Below are 20,303 nucleotides of genomic sequence, written 5' to 3'. Positions count from 1 at the left end.
GAACCGACGAATCAGCGACCCGAGTAGCCGCCGTTGTCCGGGCGGTTCTTCCGACGTGGCCGGTCCTGCTGGTAGGACCCGCCACGGGAACGGCCGCCGCCGCGATCATCGCGGTAACCGCCACGATCCTCGCGGTACCCACCGCGATCCTGGTAGCCGCCCCGGTCCTCACGGTATCCCCCGCGGTCACCACGGTCGCCGCGGTAGCCCCCGCGGTCGTTGCGCGGGCCCCGATCCTCGCGGTACCCGCCCCGGTCGTTGCGGGGTCCACGGTCACGGTCACCGCCGCGGAAGGGCTTGCCCCCGCGCGCGCCACCGGGTCCGCGATCCTCCTGGATCCGGATGGGCGAACCGTTGATCTGGGTGTTGGCCAGCTTGTCGAGGGTTCCCGCGGGGAGGTTCTCGGGCAGACCCACGAGCGTGAACGTGGGGCGGATGTCGATCGCACCGATCTGCGAACCGTTGAGACCGCCCTCGTGCGTGAGGGCACCCACCACGGCGCCGGGGACTACCCGATCGCGGTGCCCCACGGCCAGCTTGTAGGTCTTCATCCCGGCCTCGTCCCCCGGGGAACGGCGATTGCGGGGGCCGTCGCCGTCACGGCGCTCGCGGTCCCGCTTGCGCTGCGGCAGCTCGGGCAGGTCCTCCAGGAGGAACGGGCGGCCGTTCTGGGCGATCACGGCGAGCGCAGCGGCGACCTCGACGGCGTCGACGTCGTGCTCGGACTCGTATTGCTTCACGAGCTCACGGAACAGCGAGAGGTCCTCGGAGTCGATGGTCTCCTCGATCTGCTGCGCGAAGTTCTCCTTGCGGGTCTGGTTGACCTCGTCCGTGGAGGGCACGCGCATCTGTTCGACGGGCTGGCGGGTGGCCTTCTCGATCGCGCGCAGCAGGTACTTCTCGCGCGGGGTCATGAACAGGATGGCCTCACCCTTACGCCCCGCGCGGCCGGTGCGGCCGATGCGGTGCACGTAGGACTCGGTGTCGTGGGGGATGTCGTAGTTGACCACCAGGGAGATCCGCTCGACGTCCAAACCGCGGGCTGCAACGTCCGTGGCCACGAGGATGTCGATCTTGCCGTCGCGCAGCGAGTCCACGGTGCGCTCGCGCAGGTTCTGTGGGATGTCACCGTTGATCGCGGCGGCGGTGTAGCCGCGGGCCTTGAGCTTGTCCGCGATCTCCTCCGTGGCGGCCTTGGTACGCACGAAGACGATCACGCCGTCGTAGTCCTCGACCTCGAGCACGCGGGTCATGGCGTCCAGCTTGTGCGGGCCCATGACCTGCATGTACCGCTGCCGGGTGTTGCTGCCCGTAGTGGTCTTGGCCTTGACCGTGATCTCCTGGGGGTCGTGCAGGTACTGCTGCGCGATCCGGCGGATGGCCTTGGGCATAGTGGCGGAGAACAGAGCCACCTGCTTCTCCTTGGGGGTCTGCGCCAGGATCTTCTCGACGTCCTCGGAGAAGCCCATGCGCAGCATCTCGTCCGCCTCGTCCAACACCACGTACGCGATGTCGTCCAGGTTGAGCGAGCCCTTGGCCAGGTGGTCGATCACGCGCCCCGGGGTTCCCACGACCACCTGCGCGCCGCGCTTGAGGCCCGCGAGCTGCGGACCGTACGAGGAGCCGCCGTACACGGGCAGCACGGTGAAGTCGTCCAGGTGGGTCGCGTAGGAGCCGAAGGCCTCGGCGACCTGCAGCGCGAGTTCGCGGGTCGGCGCGAGCACCAGCACGCGCGTGCTGCGCTGCGGGCCGTGCAGGTCGGACAGCTCCGCGAGCTTGGACAGTGCGGGCACGGCGAACGCGGCGGTCTTGCCCGTACCGGTCTGCGCGAGCCCGACGACGTCGCGGCCGCTCAGCAGCGCGGGAATCGTCGCGGCCTGGATGGGCGAGGGGTACTCGTAGCCCACCTCGTCCAGTGCCGCCAGCACGCGCGCGTCCACGCCCAGTTCGGCGAACGTGGGCGGGTTCGGTTCGGACTTCTCGGCGTCGGCGGACTTCTCCGTGGAGCCGTTCTCGGCGCGCTTCTCGGCAGAGTCGTTCTCGACGGGCTGCTCGGCCGGCTCGGCGGCGTCGTCGTCCCGGGCGGTCTGCTCGGCTTCGGAAGGCTGGTCGGCGGGCTCGGTTGCCTCGCCGCTGTCGGTGCGCTGCGCGTCGACGACGACGTCGTGGTTGTCGGGGGCGTCGGTCACGGCGGGAGCGGCGTCGTGCTCGGGGGTCTCGTTGTGGGGATTTTCGTTCTGGGACAGGGAGTCAGTGGACACGGAAGAACCTCGCTTCGGTGGAATGGAGTGATTGTCACCGGTGCGCGCGGTACTACCGCTGAAGTCCTGGACCGACATGCCCGCTACGGCGAAACGGTTACGACAGACAAGAAACCGGGATGATAAACCACTAGCCTACCGCACGGCCGGGCCATGTTAGGCCGATCTGCGGGCCACCACGATGTTCGCCTCGTCACTCACGACCGTGTAGTCGACCCCGTACATGTCCCGCGCGTAGCCCGTGACGTCCGCTGGTGGCTCGCCGCTCCACGTCCCGCCGAGCCGGTCCACGACCACGTACTCGGGGGCGGGATCGTCCCCGTTGCCGATCCAGTGCACGCGGGTGGTGCTCACGAGCCCGTTCATGAGCGAGAGGTCCGTGGCCACGCTCGCCCCGTGCGGGATGCGCTCCACCGCGGCGGCCTTGGCGTCCTGACGCGGATCGGGTTGCCATGCCTCGGCGGTGGCCAGTTGCGCGAGCGGTTGCTGGGTGCCCACCGCGAGCGCGACGACCAGCGCCGCCCACGGGGCCGCGCGCGCCATGGTGCGCAGCACCGCACCCTCGCCGGGGAGGAACGGTAAGCGGTCACGGGTGAGGCGTCCGTTCGTAACCCCGCTCCCGGCATGATCCCCCGCGGTTCCTCGGCGCGCCGGGCCGTCTGGGACGACGACGTCGCTCCCCGCCTTCCGCGCGCGATCCGCATCGTTGCGGAGCCGATCGATGGCGTCCACGAGCGCCACGAAGACCACGGGCATCAACACCGCGCTGTAGTGCCACCCCGGCCCCCAGTAGCCGTGGTTGGGGGACAGCATGCGCCACGCGAGCGTGGGCAGCGCCACCAGCGCGAGGGGTGAGCGCACCGCCACCACGGCGCCGATCAGCAGCAGGAGCAGCCACGTGACAAGCTTCTCAACCGGGACGACCTGCAACACGACCACGGAGGTGGGATCGCGCAGCAGAAGTGCCAGGTCGATCTTGTCCGAGTACGCGAACTCCCCCGCGGGGTTGAGCGCGGGCAGGATCACCCCCACCGCGAGCGCGGAGGCCAGGATGCCCCACACCATGAGTGCTGCGCCCCACCGCGCGGCCGGATCCCGCAGGACCGCTCTCGCGGGATCCGCCGATGTCTGTGCGGCGCCGCGGTCCCCATCCTGGCGGGCATCCGCGGTGACACCATCCTCAGTCCCGTGCACGGCACTGCGCCCTGCGCCGCGGTGGGTGTAGGCGCGGAACTCGGCCCAGCGGCGTCGTACCGCACGGCTCCACCCACGCGCGAACGGGACCAGCGCGTGACCGAGCATGAGCGCCCCGATCACCGCGACCGTAACCCCCAGGTCTTCCTTGACGAGGGCCACGGGCACGCTCCACAGGGCGGCCGCGCGCCACCGCCGTTCCCGCAATGCGCACAAACCGAGCGCGAGCAGCGGCACGGCGAGCGCGATCTCGTGAAACTGCACCGCGACCGCGTTCTGCAGTCCGAAGCTCGCCGCGTACGCCACGCCGATCGCGACGGCCGGGGCGGGGCGCAGGACATGCAGGGCACACCGCGTGACGACGGCGGCGGAGCTCCCGAAGAGGACGTCCTGCAGGATCATGAGGGTGAGCGCGGAGGGGAGCACGGCGTAGATCGGTGCCAGGACGATCAGCAGCGGGTGGAAGTGATCCCCCAGGAGATTGAACCCGTGGCCCTTGATGTCCACGATCGGTGCGTGTCCGGAGGCGTACGCGGAGAGCAGCTGCGTGAAGATCGCGTTGTCCCACGAGGGGACGTCCCAGCGGATCCACTGGCTCCAGGAGAACGCGCAGTACACCGCGGTCGTGAACGCTCCCACGAGGACGGGTAGCAACCATGCGGGACGAGTCTGCCCGGGGTCGGCCGATGCGGGGGAACGGGCCACGGTCCTCCCTCCGGGGTGCCTGTGCCGGGCGGCGGGGTTGTCGGACCCAGTATGCCAGCCGGGTGCGCGCGAGGGTGTCGGAGACCCGTGGCATCATCTGCGCATGACCACCACGGTGCGGACAGCGCGAGTCACCGGTTCGGGGGACTCCCCCGCCCGGTTGCGCTGGACGCCACCCGGGCCCGTGCACCTGGGCCAGACCCTGCGGGTGCTCGGGCGCGGTGCGGACGATCCCACGGTGCGCATCCTGAACGAGGACTGCGTGTGGATCACCACGCGCTCGAGCGGGTTGCCGGTGAGTGCGCGGTTCTCCCGCCCACCTCGCGTCGCGGGTGAGAACCCCCTGGACCGGGACGTCGTCGTGGACGCGTGGGGTCCGGGCGCGCAGCAGTGGTTGCCGTCCGCGCCCCGGTGGGTGGGCCACGACGATTCGTGGGAGGAGTTCGAGTCCTCGGCGGGTTTTGCGCAGTTGCCGCACCGGCTCGTCAGGGCGCGCCACGACCACCCGGGGATGCGCTTGCCGGCCACGGGCACCGTCCTGGACCGCGCCGTCGTCTCCATCCTGGAACAGCGCGTCACGGCGATCGAGGCCGTGCGGGCGTACCGGGCGCTGCTGCGCTGGATCGGTGAGGAGGCACCCGGACCCGCTCCGCGCGGGATGCGGGTGCCGCCCACGGCCGAGCAGTGGCGCAGGGTGCCGTCCTGGCAGTGGCACCGGGCGGGCGTGGACCCCGCCCGTTCCGCGACGGTCATGCGCACGGTGCAGCGGGCGTCGGCCCTGGAGCGCCTTGGCCGGGAGCCGGATCCGGCGCGGGTGCGGGCCGCAGTGCAATCGATCAGCGGGATCGGTGTGTGGACGGCCGCGGAGATCACCCAGTGCACCCACGCAGACCCGGACGGCGTGAGCGTGCGGGACTTCCACCTGGCCGACTACGTGTGCTGGTTCTTCGACGGCGCCCCCGGATCGGACGAGCGCATGCTCGAACTGCTCGAACCGTGGCGAGGTCACCGGCAGCGGGTCGTGCGGCTCATCAAGGCCAGTGGGCACCGCAAACCCGCGTTCGGACCCCGCCTCACACCCCAGGATCATCGTCACCACTGACGGGGTTTGATGGGCCCGCCCCTGGATCGGCGCCGCCGCGGCGAACGGGCTACTCCAGAGCGGAGTCGCCCCAAAGAGCGGGCGGGGCATGATGTCGCGTGCCGCGCGTGCTGCTCTCCCGCGGATGACAGCCCGACTGAGGTTTGGCTTGCCTGCCTGGCGGGGTTTCCATGTGCGACGCAAACTATCTGCATGGCACAGCACACCGCGGTGGAACCGCACGCGACCAAGTCCGGGGAGAAAATGAACAAGCTGCGCGCCGGGGTCCTGGGCGCGAACGACGGCATCGTGTCCGTGGCCGCGACCGTCGTCGGCGTGGCCGGGGCCACCGCGGCTACGACGCCCGTGCTCGTGGCCGGTTCGGCCGCGGTGATCGGCGGCGCACTGTCCATGGCGCTGGGCGAGTACGTGTCCGTGTCGAGTCAGAAGGATTCGCAGGAAGCTCTCATCGAGAAGGAGAAGTGGGAGCTACAGGCCATGCCGGAGGCCGAGCTCGACGAACTCACGCAGATCTACCGGGATCGCGGGTTGAGCGAGACCACGGCCCGACAGGTCGCGGTGGAACTGTCCGAGAAGGACGTGTTGCGTGCCCACCTGGATGCCGAACTCGGGATTGACCCGGATGACATTCCCAGCCCGTGGGGTGCCGCGATCTCCTCCGCGGCGGCGTTCCTGCTGGGTTCATTGTTGCCGCTGCTGGCCATCCTGCTCCCGCCCGCCCCATGGCGGATCCCCGTCACGTTCGTGGCCGTGCTCGTGGCGCTCGCGCTCACAGGGACGCTCGGTGCCCGGTTGGGTGACACCCCGCACGTGGCCCGCGCCGCGACCCGTGTAGTGACGGGCGGTGCGCTGGCTCTGGGTGCGACCTTCCTCATCGGTTCCCTGCTGGGGGTTTCCGCGGCGTGACGGGCCGCGTGAAGAACGACTGACGGGCGGCGGGGTCCCACATCCCGCCGGACAAGCGGCCCGGGCATTCAGACCGGATATACGGAGAGGGCGGCTCCTTCGGGAGCCGCCCTCCGTGTTTCATGGGCGTGTGCCGTGTGGCGCGGGCATCACATCATCTGTGTATGACGAGAAGTGCGCGCCACTACCGGGTCTACATACGCCGTGGAACTCAGGATCAGTTCTGCTGATCCCCCGCGGCGCCGGTCTCCGCCTCGGCGGCCTGCTTCTCGACCTCCGCGCGGACCTCGTTCATGTCCAGGTTCTTGACGGCGTCGATGACCTGCTCGAGGGAGGATGCGGGAAGCGCGCCGGGCTGCGAGAACACCATGATGCCCTCGCGGAACGCCATGAGCGTGGGGATCGAGGAGATCTGGGCGGCGGCGGCCAGGCCCTGCTCGGCCTCGGTGTCCACCTTGCCGAATACGATCTCGGGGTTGTTCTCGGAGGCGGCCTCGTAGGTGGGTGCGAACTGCTTGCACGGTCCGCACCAGTCCGCCCACCAGTCCAGCAACACGATGTCGTTGTCAGAAATGGTCTGGCCCAGGGTGTCCTGGGTGATGTCTACAGTAGCCATGAAACTAGCGTAGGACTCCGTTCCGCCGGGCTCCAGAACGTTCACTGCGGGCACAAGGAAGGCCCTGGGCGCCGCGCCGTCGGCATTCCCAGGAATCACCCGTGAGGAGCCACCCGTGACCTTCAGACTCGGTATCGCCACGCGGGGGGAACGCGCTCCCCACCCCGACACGGGTGAGCTTCCCAGTCCGCGGGAGGGGTTCCTGCAGCTCACCGAGTTGGCCCGCACCGCGGACCGGGTGGGCCTGGACATCGTGGCCGTCGGTGAGGGCCACGGGGCGGAGCACGTCAACCCGGATCCGTTGCAGCTGCTGGCCGCGGGACACGGGATCGGCGTGATGCTCAACGTCATGGAAGGCCGCTGGGACCAGCTCGTGCCGTACGTCAAGGCGTACCGGGAGGCGCTGCGCGGCTTCAGGCACTCCACGCGCGGCGCGGTGGGCCTGCTGCTGCCGGGCCTCGTGGTGTCCGACGACGACGACGCCCGCTCCCCCGACGCCCTCACCCTCGCCTATCCCCACTTCGCCGCCAGCACGAGAACCTTCGGCGCCGCAAGCGCCGACGAACCCGCGTGGACACCGGAGGAGTTCCGCGAACAGTGCGGGCCGGAGGGTGCGCTGCTCGTGGGCGGTGTGAGCGACGTCGTCACCAAACTGCGGGCCATGCGCGAGACGTTGGAGCTGGATCGGGTGCTCGTGCGCGTGGACGTGAACGGCCTGCCCCACGACGCGGCGCTGCGGACCGTGGAACTGCTCGGTCGAGAGGTCCTCTCGGCGCTGCGCTGAGCCCACCCGCGCTGCTCGGAACTCCCGCACCTGCCACCCACCCCGCTTCCCACATCCATGGGCTCCGCCCCGCCACATCACGCCCCATCCTGCGGCTTTTACTGAGGTAAAGCAGAAACGGGCGCCCTCAGCTGCTTGTGCTCCACTAGGAATTCGATGCGGTCGGCACAGAGGGCGGGTGAGCCGCGGAGCAGGGCGCGGCAGAGCTTGGCAGGAAAGTCGCGACTGCAGCAGGGCCCTGGGACGAAAGAAGGGGCTCCCCGGATCATGTCATCCGGGGAGCCCCTTCGGGATGATCGCTCATCCCCGTGGGTGGCAGGTGAGGGATTCGAACCCCCGTAGGCAGTGCCAGCTGATTTACAGTCAGCCCCCTTTGGCCGCTCGGGTAACCTGCCAAGAGCGCACAGAGCGCATTTCACCCCCGCCATGCGGGAGCACCTCAACATTACACAGCACACCCCCCGTCCCCCAAATCAGCGCGGGTGCCCCCACAACCCCTGAACGGCCGGGAGCGTGACATCGGTGCCCCCACGCGGGTGACCGCGAACTGCGCGGGGAGCCCGATCACCACCGATCCGCCCGGTTCCGGCACGAATGCGCTCATCGCGGGCAATTAGGCTGGTGGGTGACATCACGCACCCAACACACCCAGGAGGACAACCGTGGCTTCGGAATCATCATTCGACGTGGTCAGCAAGGTCGACAAGCAGGAAGTGTCCAACGCCCTGAACCAGGCCCAGAAGGAAGTGGCCCAGCGCTACGACTTCCGCGGGGTGGGCGCGGATATCGACTTCTCCGGCGAGAAGATCCTGATCAAGGCCAATTCGGAGGAGCGTGCCCAGGCCGTCCTGGACGTCTTCCAGTCCAAGCTGGTCAAGCGCGGGATCTCCCTGAAGTCCCTGGACGACGGCGAGCCCTACGCCTCCGGCAAGGAGTACCGCATCGAGTGCTCTATCAAGGAGGGCATCGCCCAGGACCAGGCCAAGAAGATCACCAAGCTCATCCGTGACGAGGGCCCCAAGGGTGTCAAGGCCACCATCCAGGGTGATGAACTGCGCGTCTCGTCCAAGTCCCGTGACGACCTGCAGGACGTGATCGCGCTGCTCAAGGGATCGGACGTGGAGGTCGACCTGCAGTTCGTGAACTACCGCTGACGTGACCCGGCCCCGGCGCTGCGCCAGCACCGCGTCGGCCCCACGCCCGTCACACGCCGGTCGGCATCCGCAGACCAGGAAGCCGTGAGCCCCGAGCGGGGATCACGGCTTCTTCCGTACGGGGTTCGCCCCCCCGGGCACGACGGCGGACACGCGGGCCGCAGTCGTGGGACAACGCGACGGGCCGGTCGCACGCGACGCCCACCGCGACGTCGAAACCCGAACGCCGCGTCAGCGGCCGTAGAACCCGCCGTTGCGTGCCATGTTCTGCAGCCGCTGCACGCGGTCGTCGGTGGAGGGGTGGGTGCGGAACAGGCCGGAGACCGCACCGCCGCGGAACGGGTTGGCGATCATCAGGTGGGACGTGTTGACCACCTTCTGGTCCTCCGGGTTCATGGGCCGCTGGGACGCGCCGCCCTCGATCTTGCGCAGTGCCGAGGCGAGCGCAAGGGGATCGCCGGTGAGCTTGGCGCCGTCCTCGTCGGCGTCGTACTCGCGCGTGCGGGAGATGGCGAGCTGGATCACGGTGGCCGCGACGGGTGCGAGGAACGCCATGAGCAACCCCACGAGCATGTTGCCACCGCGGTTGTCGTCACCGCGCCCGCCGCCGAAGATGGCCGCGAACTGCAGCACCTGCGCGGCGGACGTGATGAGTCCCGCCACCGCGGCCGCCACGGACGAGGTCAGGATGTCCCTGTTGTACACGTGCATGAGTTCGTGGCCGAGCACCGCGCGCAGCTCGCGTTCGTCGAGCATCTGCAGGATCCCCTCGGTGCAGCACACCGCGGCGTTGTCCGGGTTGCGTCCGGTGGCGAACGCATTGGGGCTCATGGTGGGCGCGATGTACAGCCGCGGCATGGGCTGCTCCGCCCGGCGGGAGAGCTCCTCCACGATCCGGTACATGGCCGGTGCCTGTTGCGGGCTCACGGGCACCGCCCGCATGGACCGGATGGCGAGCTTGTCCGAGTTCCAGTAGCTGTATGCGGTACCGATCAGCCCGATCACTGCGAACAAAATGATGAAGAACGAGCTGCGCGTGGCCCCGGCGATGATCCAGCCGATCGCCAGCAACACCACCCACATACCGCCCAACAGCAGCACGGTCTTCAGTCCGTTGTAATGGCGGTGCATTCAGTGTTCTCCTGTGGGGTCTAGCGGGGCAAGAAAATGTTGAGGGATACCGACGGTACCAATGCGGACGGCGGCAACGGCGGCGCGGGCAGTGGGGGAAATGTGGGCAGCGGGGGCAGCCCGTCGAGGCAGATGATCTCCCACCCTCCCAGTCCGAGCGACACCTCGCAGCCGGGGTCCGTGGTCGTCGGGGGCGGTGGTGCCACCCCCGTCGAGGGGGACGGGACCGGTGTTTGCGTAGCGTCCGACGGCGCGGGGGAGGTTCCCTCGCCCGGGTCCGCGGGGTTCCCTCCCGGGTCCGCGTCACCCGGGAACGGGCTCGGCGACGGCGTGGGCGGGACGTCCGGATCGGTGCCGAGGTCGGGGGCAGAGGACGACGTCGCACCGCCCGCTCCGTTGCCCGGCGCACCCGGGTCCCCGGGCAGTGGCGCACCGCCCGGCCAGCGACCTTGCGAGTCACCCTGATTGCGGCCGGCCTGGCCGTCCGGGCCTTGTCCCTGGGGGACGTCCTCGCGGGCCTGCTCGGGGCGGGACGCGTCGGAATCGCCGAGGGCCACGGACCCTCCACCGTCGGAACCGCCCGAGTCCCCCTGAGCCACGGATGCGGAATCTCCACCATCGGCGGCACCGCCGTCCGAGTCCCGACCGGCGGAATCCCCTTCGCGGGAATCACTGCCGTCCGCATCGTCGTCGCGACCGGCTGCGGGTGTCTCGGAAGAACCGCGGGCGCCGGACGCAGCGGCGTCGCCGTCGGAAGAGTTCACATCCGGGGAGGCGGCGACGGCGGGCGCACCGCCCGAGGGATCGCCCGGCGAGTTGGACACGGCCACGATCCCCACGGCCGCGGCGGCCGCAACCAGGACGCCGACCGCGGCGATCGCCAGGCCCATACCGGACGATGCGAACGCAGCAATCCCCGTGGACTGCCCTGCGGCTGCAGCCCCGGACGAGGCGCCCGCGCCGGCCCCGGAGCCGCCGGCACCCGGACCCCCGGAGGTTGCGATGGCGCTCCCCGCCGCGCCATCGAAAGCCGGGGTCCCCGCGACTCCCGGAGCCTGGGACGCGGCAGCCCCGAAGCCCGCCAGGGACGTGCCGGCGAGCGCGTCCACGAGCCGACCGCCCGCGCCGGCCCACAACGGAAGTCCGGCTAGGACGGGCAGGAGCCAACCGCGCATCCCGATCCCGAGGTCCTGGAGCTGCAGGTACTCGGCGGTGCAGCGGGGACACCGGTCCAGGTGTTCCTGCACGACCTTGGTGCGTGACGGGGTCAGGGAACCGCGCGCGAACGCACCGAGCTGTCGTGAGTACTCGCCGCAGTCCTCGAGTGCTCGCACCGAGACGTGTTCCTGCATGTAGGCGGTGCGGAGTCCCTCCCGTGCGCGTGTGCCCAGCGCGGAGACCGCGTTGGGTTGAATGCCCACGGCGGAGGCCACCTGACGCGGCTTGCGCCCCTCGATCTCGAGGTACCACAGCACTTCCTGCCAGCGCTCTGGCAGGGACGCGAACGCGCGGGCCACCACCACGGAGTCCACCTGGCGCACTACGGTGTCCTCGAACAGTTGCACACGGTCCAGCGGCCCGTCCGGCTGGGGGTCCACGGGACGCGTGCGGCTCAGCTCGTTGGCGCGGTCCGCAGCGAGCCGGGACACGGCCGTAACGAGGTAGGCGCGCAGGAACTCCCGGGGGCCCTTGCCCTCCTTGAGCAGCGCGAACACGCGCGTGAACGCCTCGGAGACGAGGTCCTCCGCTTCCGGCTCGTTGCGGGAATGCATGCGGGCCACGGCCAGCGCCGCCCCGCGGTGCCGTTCGTAGAGCGTGGCGAAGGCATGCGAGTCACCTTCGCGGACCGCGCGTAACAGGTGTTCGTCGCTGATGCGTTGGCCGCCCTGGCCCGGGTGGTCCCCGGTGCCGGGAACTGCTCTGTGTGACATGGCGCTCTCTGCCCACTGGAAGTAACTCGGTACCTCCATTGTGACAGCCGCGGGCGCTGCGCGGCACTCCGCGACCCCGCCCCTCCCCCCGCGTTCCCGCTGTCACCGCGCCGGCCCAGTCATGGCCGGGGGCGGGACCGGCGCCCCCACGCCGGTCCCGCCCCCGTCTCCTAGTGCCATCTCCCTCCCCCGCGCCGGACAGCCCGTCCGGCAAAGAGACGCTCTCACCCGCCGCGTGCCGCGCGATGTGTCCCCGTGGTGATCGCGGCACCGGTTCGCCGGTCCCAGAGCGATCGGACCGTCCGGGATCCCGCGCAGCCCGCGCGGGATCCACTACGTAGACGCACGGGATCGGAAATCATGACGCGAGATCCGAAAACTTTTTTCGCGGGTCCCGTCACGGATGACGACGCCGCTGCGCGCGGCCTTCCGCGCGCCCGTCCCGGACCGCGACGGCCCCACGCGGCGGGCGGGCCGCGAGTGGACCACGGCGGTGCCCCGGGGCCGCGGGCGGGGACGGACATGTCGACGGGGACGGCGGCGTCGGCAGCGTGGGAGCGCCGTAACCGCGACTATTGTGAGTGGCTCAGAATAAGAATAGAATCATCCCATGGAGACCACCGTTCAGGCCGCGCCGCACCCGTCGCGGGATGCGTGGACCTCGCATCTGCGCTCGCACGGGCGCAGGGTCACCAAACAACGTCTTGCCGTGTTGGACGCCGTGTCCGCGGTTCCGCACGCTACCGCCGAGGACACCGTGCAGCAGGTCCGCTCCGTGCTGCCCAATATGTCCGTCCAGTCCGTCTACGTGGTCCTCGCGGACCTCGCGGCGATCGGGATGGTGTCCAAGTTCGAGCCGCCCGGATCCCCCGCGCGCTACGAGATCAGCACCGGGGACAACCACCACCATGCGTACTGCGTGCGCTGCGGAGTGGTCCAGGACGTGCCGTGCGCCGTGGGCCATGCCCCGTGCCTCACGCCGTCCCAGGACCACGGCTTCGAGCTGCTAGCCGCGGAGGTCGTCTACCGGGGTGTGTGCCCCCGCTGCCAGGAAGAGCTCGCGGCGAGCGCGACCGAGGCCCGCTGAGCCACGCTGACACCGGCTCCCTGACGCGCGGCCCTGGCATAGAGCCCTGGCGCACCCCCGGACACGCCCCGCGGGTGTGGAAACTGCGGACGAGATGCGCCGCAATTCCGACCCACCGACCTCTCAGTCGCGAGGCTGCGAGGTACCGCCCTGTTCGCGCTGCGTGACGAGCTCCAGCATCTCCCGTAGCTGCGCCGTGGGCAGGGTGGCCACGGGGGCCATGGCATTGAGGCAGATGGCCGCCGCACCCGATTCGAGCGCGAACTCCAGGATCTTCCGGGACGGGGCCGAGCGCACCGTGAGCGCCGGGTCCAGGGCGGCCACCTCCGCCGCGGACGTGAAGACCAGCAGGGTATCCGGTGCGGCGCCCTCCTCGGAGGGTTGGACCATGACCGGGATCGCGTTCTCCCCCTCGTCCCGGGTGCCGAGCATGAGGTAACCGTTCGGGTTGAGCAGAGCCCCCAGGACGTCCGCCATGGCATTGTCCAGCAGCGCTTGCTTGAGTGCCTCGTTGTGGGGTGAGCGGCCCACCCACTCGATCTGCTGGCGGGGGATCCGCAGGGCGTGTTCGGACGCCGGGTCCACCACGATCTCGTCGTACTGGGTGTCCTGCGCGACCATCTCGATCATCGCGCTCGCGCGCTGGCGCAGCAGGACGGGTTCGGCCAGATCCGGGTTCTTGTTGCTGCGGGTGAACATCTCGCGGGCCTGCTCGGCGGTCGTATACACGGCCAGTGCGCGACCACCGTCGGGCTGGGCGACCGCCTGGACCCGGATGTGGGACTGCGGCCCCACGGGCTGACCGTCCTCCCCCGGGACCAGGTCCGATCCGGAGATGTCCAGCAGCACGGTCCCGGCCAGCGCCTCGCGCAGGGCCCCGGCCAGGGTCCGCTCCCCGGGTTCGCGAGTGAACGCCTCGGCCGCCGCGCGTAACCGGGGGTGCACGTCCCCGTGGGAGTCGTCCTCGGAGGTCGGTGCGAACGGCAGCTCGACCCCGGCCTCATCGGCCAGTTCCAAGGCCCACAGCGGCGTGCGCTCCTGGGTACGCGGGAACTCAGTCAGCTGAGCCAGCACGTCCCGGCCCGTGTAGGCGCCCTCGTCCGCGTAGGGGCGGGGCAGCTCCCGGAAATTGTAGGACGCGCTCGTGTGCAGCGTGGGCTCGGGCCACCCGCTCGCGGCGATGCTCACGGACGCGGTGAACCAGCTTCCCCGCCCGGGCACCGCGCAGCTGCGCTGCAGTTGCGCGATCGTCTCCAGCACCGGGCTGTCCTGCTTGATGGGCCCTGCCGCCCCGGGGATCACGGAGCCGTCCCTGTTCTCGACCACCCGCAGATGGACCCGCCCGCCCTGGGGCTTGAACTCCACGAGCATGGTGTCCCAGCCCGGTTCCGTGCGCAGGACGGACATCACCCATTCGCCCACCCGTGCCACGAGTTCACGCTCACTGGGTGCGGGGGTCGTCGATTCGGGCCGAGGCTCAGAGGTCATGGTGTGGTGTCCCTTCGACCCGTGAGCCACGGGTCCGCTCGCTGTAAGTTCGCGCGATCTCCCCCGGTCGCTGCCGGGCGCCGCGCGCCCCCAGCCTAACGAACCGCTCGCGTGCGAGGTCCCAACACGGCCGCGGGGCGCGACGTCGCTCGGTGCGGCCGCGGCGTCGTCGTGGGGTACGTGCCGCGGGCGGATACAGGGGCCCCACAGGCACCGACGGGCCGTCCGGCGCGCGCTGGCGTCCGCGCCAGTTGTTAGCCTGGACCCATGACGAAAACTTTGCAGGAGTTGATCGACGCGTCGATCTTCCTTTCCACCGAATACCAGGCAGTGCTGGCGGAACTGTCCCAGGGCGCGGAGTGGGACGTGGACTTTTCCGCGCCGTCGTTCACCCTGCAAACCACGCCTCCCGTCACCCTGACCCCCTACCTGTTGGGCACCGAATCTGCGTCCCGCGGGTCCTTCGTGTGGTCGTGGCAGGAGCTCGGGCACTTCAACCCGCGCGTGGTCTCCGCCGCCGTGCAGGCCAAGCAGGCCGGTGAGCGTCACGAGGTCTCCGAGCTGACCACGGACGAGCTGCCCCTCGAGGACGGTCTGGCCCGCCGGCTGACCCTGGCCGCCAAGGCCGTCACGGGTCTCTACGCCCACTATCCCGCGCGCGCCGGTGGCAACATCACGGCGTGGTTGCTGCTGGACGGCCCCGAGTTCGAGCTGCCCCGACTCACGGAGCAGCGCATGATGCAGGTCATCGGGGAGTCCCTGACCACGGACACCGCCGTGGACCACAACCTCGCCGTAGCCAGCTACGCCAAGCTGCGCGGCGCCCACGTGGAGTGGGACACGGACGCCACCTGTGTGGTCACCGTGCACGACGGCGCTCAGCGCTTCTGGTTCGACGACCACCAGATCACGGGCGTGGAACCCGCTGAGCCCTCCGTGGGCGAGAACGAACTGCGCGAGCTCGAACACCAGGCGCAGACCCACCGCGAGGCCCTGCTCGAGGACCGCCGTGCCGCGGTGGCCCAGGCCGAGCAGCTCGGTGAGCAGCAGCGCGTGGAGTCCGCCGAACGCAAGCGGCGCGAGCGTGAAGAAGCCGCCGCAGCGGCTTCGTCCGCGTCCGAGCAGGAGGAGCCGCTGCCCAGCGAGCTGTCCCGCGAGGAGATCGAGGCGCCCGAGCCCGAGCAGCCCGAGGGGGACGTGGCCGTCCCCGCGAGCGAGGTGCGGGACCCGGACCGCCCGTTCGACCAGGAACCCACCTCCGGACCCGCCGAGCCGGGTCGCGTGGAGACCACGGTGCTGCCCGGTCCCTCCGGGGACGCGGCCACCGCCGGCCCACAGGCCTCCCCGCACCCCAACACCACGGCCATGTCCCGGATCCCGGACCCCGAGTTCGCCGCGGCCCAGCCGGGGATGCAGGACGAGGACGCGGCGCGGGACACGCGCGAACCCACTGCGCCGGAACCGAGCGAACCCGCGACGGAGCAGCCAGTCCTGCGGGACGTTTCCGAGGACACCGTGGCCCGTGAGCGGGCCGAGCGGGAGACGGTGGTCGCCCGCGAGACCGTCGCCGGCCCCGGCGCTGCTGAGGACGACATCTCCGCCCCCGCCGTGGTGGACGGCCAGGAGGTCGAGACCAACGAGCAGGCGGAGAAGAAGGGCAAGAAGAAGCGCGGTTTCCTGAGCCGTTTCTTCGACCTCTGATCGCGAACCGACGCGGCGGTCACGGGGGATAGGATCGGACGGTGACTGACAACGCGACTTCCGGCCCGGGCCCTCACCCGCAGAAGAGGGCCCGGGCCGGTTTCGGCTACGGGTTCGCCGCGTACGGGATCTGGGGGTTGCTACCCCTGTACTTCGTGGTCCTGGCCCCGGCCACGGCGTACGAGATCGTGGCCCTGCGCATCGTCTTCTCCCTGGTGGTCTGTCTGCTGATGCTGGCCGTGACCCGCTCCGTGGGCCGGTTCATCCGGTTGTTCCGGGACGGCTCGGCGGTGCTCGCGCTCACGGTGGCCGGTGTGCTGATCGCCGGGAACTGGTTGCTGTACACGGTCGCCACGACCACGGGGCACACCCTCGAGGCGTCCCTGGGGTACTTCATCAACCCGCTCGTGGCCATCCTGCTGGGTGTCCTGGTGCTGCACGAGAAGCTGCGCCCCCTGCAGTGGACCGCGATCGCCGTGGGTGCGCTGGCCGTGGTGATCATGGCCGTGTTCTACGGCGCGGTGCCGTGGCTCTCACTGGGCCTCGCCTTCACGTTCGGCTTCTACGGCCTGGTCAAGTCCCGCGTGGGCTCGCGCTATCCCGCGCTGATCACCCTCACCGGGGAGACCGCCATGATCACGCCGCTCGCGCTCGTGGCGGTCGCGCTGCTGGGCGCCCAGGGACAGATCACCCTGACCTCCGAGGGCACCGGGCATTTCCTGTTGCTGCTGTCCTCCGGCGTGATCACCGCTGTTCCGCTCCTGCTGTTCGGCGCCGCCGCCGCCCGGCTGCCCCTGAGCACCGTGGGCATGCTGCAGTACATCGCACCGATCGGCCAGTTCATCCTGGCCGTCCTGGTCTTCCACGAGGAGATGCCCCCGGAGCGCTGGGTCGGTTTCGGCCTCGTGTGGCTCGCCGTGGTGCTGCTCGTGCTCGACGCCGTCCGCGCACCTCGCGCGCCCCGTCTCCCCCGCCGCTGAGCGCACCAGGTCTCACCGCCACTGACAGCACCCGATCCCCCGCCGCTGCGCGCACCCGGGGCCCGGAACGAGAAAAGGCCACCCCTGACCAGGGGTGGCCTTGTCTCATGGGACCGTGTGAATCAGATCCGCGACTCGGGAGCCGCGCCGGCGTTCACCCGGGATCCCGGGTCACCGTCGGTGGCCGCGCGGTGCGCGGCGTCCTCACGGGAGCCCTCCGACGGGGTGTCGAGCTCGTCGACCTCCTCGGGCGAGCGCTTGATGTTGATCAGGGCGAGCAACAGCCCACCCCACACGGTGACCATGGCCACGATCATCATGACGACGGACATGGTGCTCATGAGAGTTCTCCTTCCGAGCGGCGGGGCTGGACCTGGGCGGACGACCGGCCCGCGGCGTCGCCAGCAGGGTCGGTGTGACCCGATCCGGCGTGCGCCCACGGGGCCTGACGCTGCACCACGGTCCCGTCCTCGATGGCGCGCAGGGAGAAGTCCTGGCCCAGTGCGGGGGTGCGGGTCGCGGTGTCCTGGTAGTGGGACAGCGGCTTGTGGCGCGCGAGGGTGCCGCGGTCCACGTAGGCGTCCTGGATGGCGGGGGCGGGGCTCGTGAGGGCCTCCGCGGTGCGCCGGGACCAGGGCAGTCGGGACAGCAGGTAGGCAAAGACGATCAGGGCCACGGCCATCCCCCACCCGAACGTGTTCACGAACCACTGCGGCATGTCGTTGTAACCCTGGGACACGGTCTCGGTGAGCTGGTCGATGAGGATGTAGCCCAGGATCACCGGGGTCACACCGCCCACCATGATCATCCACGTGCGCCCGAGCTTGAAGGACGAGACCGAGTTGATGTGGTCACGCAGCGTGGGCAGCGCCGAGAAGCCCGCGGTGAGCAACAGCACGGACACCAGGGCCGCGGCCACAATGCCGAAGTTGTTCACGAACGCGTCCACGACGTCCAACAAGTTCAGCCCCGTGGTCGTGGGGAAGAACAGCAGGGAGATCGCGGCGAGCGGGATGACCACGAGGGCCACGGCCGCGGGGCGCGAGAGCCCGAGCTTGTCGCGGAAACCGGCCACGATGACCTCCACGATGGAGATCAGGGACGTGAACCCGGCGAACGACAGGGCACCGAAGAACAGCACACCGATCAGCGTGCCGAACGGGGCCTGGGAGATGATGGCCGGGAAGGCGATGAACGCGAGACCGATCCCGGACGTCGCGACGTCGGCGACTTCCGTCCCGGAGGCCGAGGCCATGAAGCCGAGTGCTGCGAACACGCCGATACCGGCGAGGATCTCGAAGGACGAGTTCGCGAAACCGACCACGAGTGCGGAGCCGGAGAGGTCCGAGCGGGGCTTGAGGTAGGACGCGTAGGTGACCATGATGCCGAAACCCACCGAGAGGGAGAAGAAGATCTGCCCGTAGGCCGCGACCCACACGGAGGAATCACCCAGTGCGGACCAGGACGGGGTGAACAGGGCATCCAGACCCGCGGCGGCACCCGGCAGCGTCAGGGCCATGCCCACCATGATCAAGAACATGACCACGAGCAGCGGGATCAACACCACGTTGATCTTCCCGATCCCGTTCTGCACGCCCATCATCAGCACGATCAGCAGCACGAGCCACGCAATGGCCGTGGCGATGAACACCGGCCAGATGAAGTCGAAGCCGATCGTGACCTCGTCCGAGACCCGCATGTAGTCGCTCATGAAGAAGGTCGCGGGATCGTCCCCCCACGCCTTGCTGAACGAGAACACGGTGTACTGCATGGCCCATCCGATGATCAGGGCGTAGTACACGGCGATCACCACGCAGATGGCCAGCTGCCACCACCCGATGGTCTCGAGTTTGGGGTGCAGCCGCCGGAAGGACAGCGGGGCGGACCCGCGGTAGCGGTGACCCACCGCGTAGTCGAGCATGAGCAGCGGGATACCGGCGGTCAGCAGGGCCACCAGGTAGGGGATGATGAAGGCGCCGCCGCCGTTGTCGAACGCGACGTACGGGAACCGCCAGATGTTGCCGAGCCCCACGGCGGAGCCGATGGCGGCGAAGATGAACATGGTGCGCCCGGAAAATGCTTCCTTCGCGGCGCGACCACGTGTCGTGTCTGTGGACATGGATGAACCTCACGCGGGACGAATCCCATCGGCGCGCACGCGGAAGCCCTCATGGCGCGCAAGTGGATTACGGATGCGCCAAGCTTACTGAGAACTCAGCCCCTGCGATGCACCACGCCGTGCGCGAATTCGATCAGTGCCGCTTTGGCCACGGAATCGTCGAGCGGTTCGAGGGCCGCGATGGCCTCGTCCGCCCAGTCGTTGGCGATCTGCCACGCCTCCGCAGCCGCGGGGTGCTCGGACACGGCCTCGACGGCGCGGGCCAGGGCGGCGTCGTCGGACAGGTCCCCGTCCACGAGCTCGAGCAGCTCGCGCGCGGAGGCCGCGGCGGCCGGGTCGGAGCCGGCGGCGTCGCGGCGCAACAGCAGGACCGGGAGGGTGTCCACGCCCTCGCGCAGATCCGTACCGCGTATCTTGCCGGAGACGTCCGGGTGGCCGGTGAGGTCGATGATGTCGTCCGCGAGCTGGAACGCGAGTCCCACCTTCTCGCCGTAGACGACCATGAGATCCACCACGGAGCGGGCCCCCCCGCCCAGCAGGGCGCCGTACTGACCGCTCGCGGCGATCAACGAACCGGTCTTACCGGAGAGCACCTTGATGTAGTGGGCCACGGGATCCTCGTCCGGAGCGGGACCGGTGGTCTCCTGCAGCTGCCCGATCACCAGGCGCTCGAACGTGGTCGCCTGGATCATGAGGGGTTCCTGGCCCAGGGCGGAGACCATGGCGGAGGCACGCGCGAAGATCATGTCCCCGGTGAGGATGGCCACGGTGTTGCCCCACACCGTGTGCGCGGTCTGCACGCCCCGGCGCATGGGGGCGGAGTCCATGACGTCGTCGTGGTAGAGGGAGGCCAGGTGGGTCAGTTCCACGACCGCGGCGGCCTCGATGACCTCGTCCGTGACCTCACCGGCCACTTCCGCCGCGAGCAGCGTGAGGAGGGGCCGCACCCGTTTACCGCCGGCGTCGAGCAGGTGCCGGGCCGTGACGTCCGCGATCCGGTCCGCGGAGTGCACGGACTCTGCCAGCCGCTGCTCGATCCGATCGAGGCTGCGCAGCATGAGCGGGCCCAGGTGGGAGTCCTGGGCGATGAGCTCGAACCCTTCGGGCAAGCGCAGGGAGTCATTCGGGCGGCTGGGGTCAGTCA

The 20,303-nt window shown here is 69.9% G+C and carries 16 protein-coding genes and 1 tRNA gene; 7 read left to right on the top strand and 10 right to left on the bottom strand.

Translation table 11 applies throughout. The features are described from left to right. Positions 1 to 11 precede the first annotated feature (11 nt). The gene (locus HBK84_RS03055) at positions 12 to 2,261 is read right to left on the bottom strand and encodes a DEAD/DEAH box helicase (RefSeq protein WP_370520580.1); all 2,250 of its coding nucleotides are present in this window, start codon (positions 2,259 to 2,261) and stop codon (positions 12 to 14) included. Between the two features lie 156 nt (positions 2,262 to 2,417). Further along, positions 2,418 to 4,160: a DUF2079 domain-containing protein gene (locus tag HBK84_RS03050; protein ID WP_167318161.1), complete on the bottom strand. Its 1,743-nt coding sequence runs from the start codon at positions 4,158 to 4,160 to the stop codon at positions 2,418 to 2,420. Between the two features lie 103 nt (positions 4,161 to 4,263). Between HBK84_RS03050 and HBK84_RS03045 the strand changes: the two genes are divergently transcribed. Further along, positions 4,264 to 5,262 carry a DNA-3-methyladenine glycosylase gene (locus tag HBK84_RS03045; protein ID WP_144931511.1) on the top strand — a complete coding sequence of 333 codons (999 nt, stop codon included), beginning with the start codon at positions 4,264 to 4,266 and terminating at the stop codon, positions 5,260 to 5,262. A 192-nt stretch (positions 5,263 to 5,454) separates the two neighbouring features. Continuing rightward, on the top strand, positions 5,455 to 6,168 hold the full coding sequence (locus HBK84_RS03040; protein WP_167318160.1) for a VIT family protein: 714 nt from the start codon (positions 5,455 to 5,457) through the stop codon (positions 6,166 to 6,168). Between the two features lie 217 nt (positions 6,169 to 6,385). Here HBK84_RS03040 and HBK84_RS03035 read toward each other — a convergent pair whose 3' ends face one another. Next, a complete protein-coding gene (locus HBK84_RS03035) occupies positions 6,386 to 6,784 on the bottom strand; it encodes a co-chaperone YbbN (protein ID WP_064846723.1) in 399 nt (132 codons plus the stop codon). Between the two features lie 115 nt (positions 6,785 to 6,899). Between HBK84_RS03035 and HBK84_RS03030 the strand changes: the two genes are divergently transcribed. Next, positions 6,900 to 7,568 carry an LLM class flavin-dependent oxidoreductase gene (locus HBK84_RS03030; protein ID WP_167318159.1) on the top strand — a complete coding sequence of 223 codons (669 nt, stop codon included), beginning with the start codon at positions 6,900 to 6,902 and terminating at the stop codon, positions 7,566 to 7,568. Positions 7,569 to 7,881: 313 nt separating this feature from the next. Here the strand turns inward: HBK84_RS03030 and HBK84_RS03025 are convergent. Next, positions 7,882 to 7,963: transfer RNA gene (locus HBK84_RS03025), tRNA-Tyr, on the bottom strand. Between the two features lie 267 nt (positions 7,964 to 8,230). On the opposite strand from HBK84_RS03025, the gene HBK84_RS03020 reads away from it, so the two are divergent. After that, a complete protein-coding gene (locus HBK84_RS03020; RefSeq protein ID WP_035960096.1) occupies positions 8,231 to 8,722 on the top strand; it encodes a YajQ family cyclic di-GMP-binding protein in 492 nt (163 codons plus the stop codon). Positions 8,723 to 8,953: 231 nt separating this feature from the next. On the opposite strand, the gene htpX is transcribed toward HBK84_RS03020, so the two are convergent. Then, entirely contained in the window at positions 8,954 to 9,853 is a 900-nt protein-coding gene (htpX, locus tag HBK84_RS03015; RefSeq protein ID WP_035960103.1) for a zinc metalloprotease HtpX, read from the bottom strand. 20 nt (positions 9,854 to 9,873) lie between these two features. Then, complete coding sequence (locus HBK84_RS03010) at positions 9,874 to 11,784, bottom strand: sigma-70 family RNA polymerase sigma factor (RefSeq protein WP_167318158.1); 1,911 nt, start codon at positions 11,782 to 11,784, stop codon at positions 9,874 to 9,876. Between the two features lie 610 nt (positions 11,785 to 12,394). On the opposite strand from HBK84_RS03010, the gene HBK84_RS03005 reads away from it, so the two are divergent. Next, positions 12,395 to 12,871: a Fur family transcriptional regulator gene (locus HBK84_RS03005; RefSeq protein WP_144931517.1), complete on the top strand. Its 477-nt coding sequence runs from the start codon at positions 12,395 to 12,397 to the stop codon at positions 12,869 to 12,871. Between the two features lie 123 nt (positions 12,872 to 12,994). Here HBK84_RS03005 and HBK84_RS03000 read toward each other — a convergent pair whose 3' ends face one another. Continuing rightward, the gene (locus HBK84_RS03000) at positions 12,995 to 14,359 is read right to left on the bottom strand and encodes an SseB family protein (protein WP_167318157.1); all 1,365 of its coding nucleotides are present in this window, start codon (positions 14,357 to 14,359) and stop codon (positions 12,995 to 12,997) included. Positions 14,360 to 14,626: 267 nt separating this feature from the next. On the opposite strand from HBK84_RS03000, the gene HBK84_RS02995 reads away from it, so the two are divergent. Together HBK84_RS02995 and rarD are read left to right on the top strand one after the other, a co-directional pair. Beyond that, a complete protein-coding gene (locus HBK84_RS02995) occupies positions 14,627 to 16,060 on the top strand; it encodes a DUF6882 domain-containing protein (protein WP_167318156.1) in 1,434 nt (477 codons plus the stop codon). A gap of 41 nt (positions 16,061 to 16,101) precedes the next feature. Next, positions 16,102 to 17,040 carry an EamA family transporter RarD gene (gene rarD / locus HBK84_RS02990; RefSeq protein WP_167318155.1) on the top strand — a complete coding sequence of 313 codons (939 nt, stop codon included), beginning with the start codon at positions 16,102 to 16,104 and terminating at the stop codon, positions 17,038 to 17,040. 122 nt (positions 17,041 to 17,162) lie between these two features. Here rarD and HBK84_RS02985 read toward each other — a convergent pair whose 3' ends face one another. The 3 genes from HBK84_RS02985 to HBK84_RS02975 form a co-directional block, all read right to left on the bottom strand. After that, complete coding sequence (locus HBK84_RS02985) at positions 17,163 to 17,381, bottom strand: methionine/alanine import family NSS transporter small subunit (protein ID WP_064846695.1); 219 nt, start codon at positions 17,379 to 17,381, stop codon at positions 17,163 to 17,165. Beyond that, a complete protein-coding gene (locus tag HBK84_RS02980) occupies positions 17,378 to 19,159 on the bottom strand; it encodes a sodium-dependent transporter (RefSeq protein WP_167318154.1) in 1,782 nt (593 codons plus the stop codon). Before HBK84_RS02980 ends, HBK84_RS02985 begins: the two co-directional genes overlap by 4 nt. Before the next feature lie 95 nt (positions 19,160 to 19,254). Continuing rightward, the gene (locus HBK84_RS02975) at positions 19,255 to 20,217 is read right to left on the bottom strand and encodes a polyprenyl synthetase family protein (RefSeq protein WP_167319110.1); all 963 of its coding nucleotides are present in this window, start codon (positions 20,215 to 20,217) and stop codon (positions 19,255 to 19,257) included. Positions 20,218 to 20,303 lie beyond the last annotated feature (86 nt).

This window comes from Kocuria sp. KD4, from assembly GCF_011769905.1.
Lineage (GTDB): Bacteria > Actinomycetota > Actinomycetes > Actinomycetales > Micrococcaceae > Kocuria > Kocuria marina.
The sequence above is the reverse complement of the archived record's forward strand: the minus strand, read 5'-3'. Positions and strand labels throughout refer to the sequence as shown.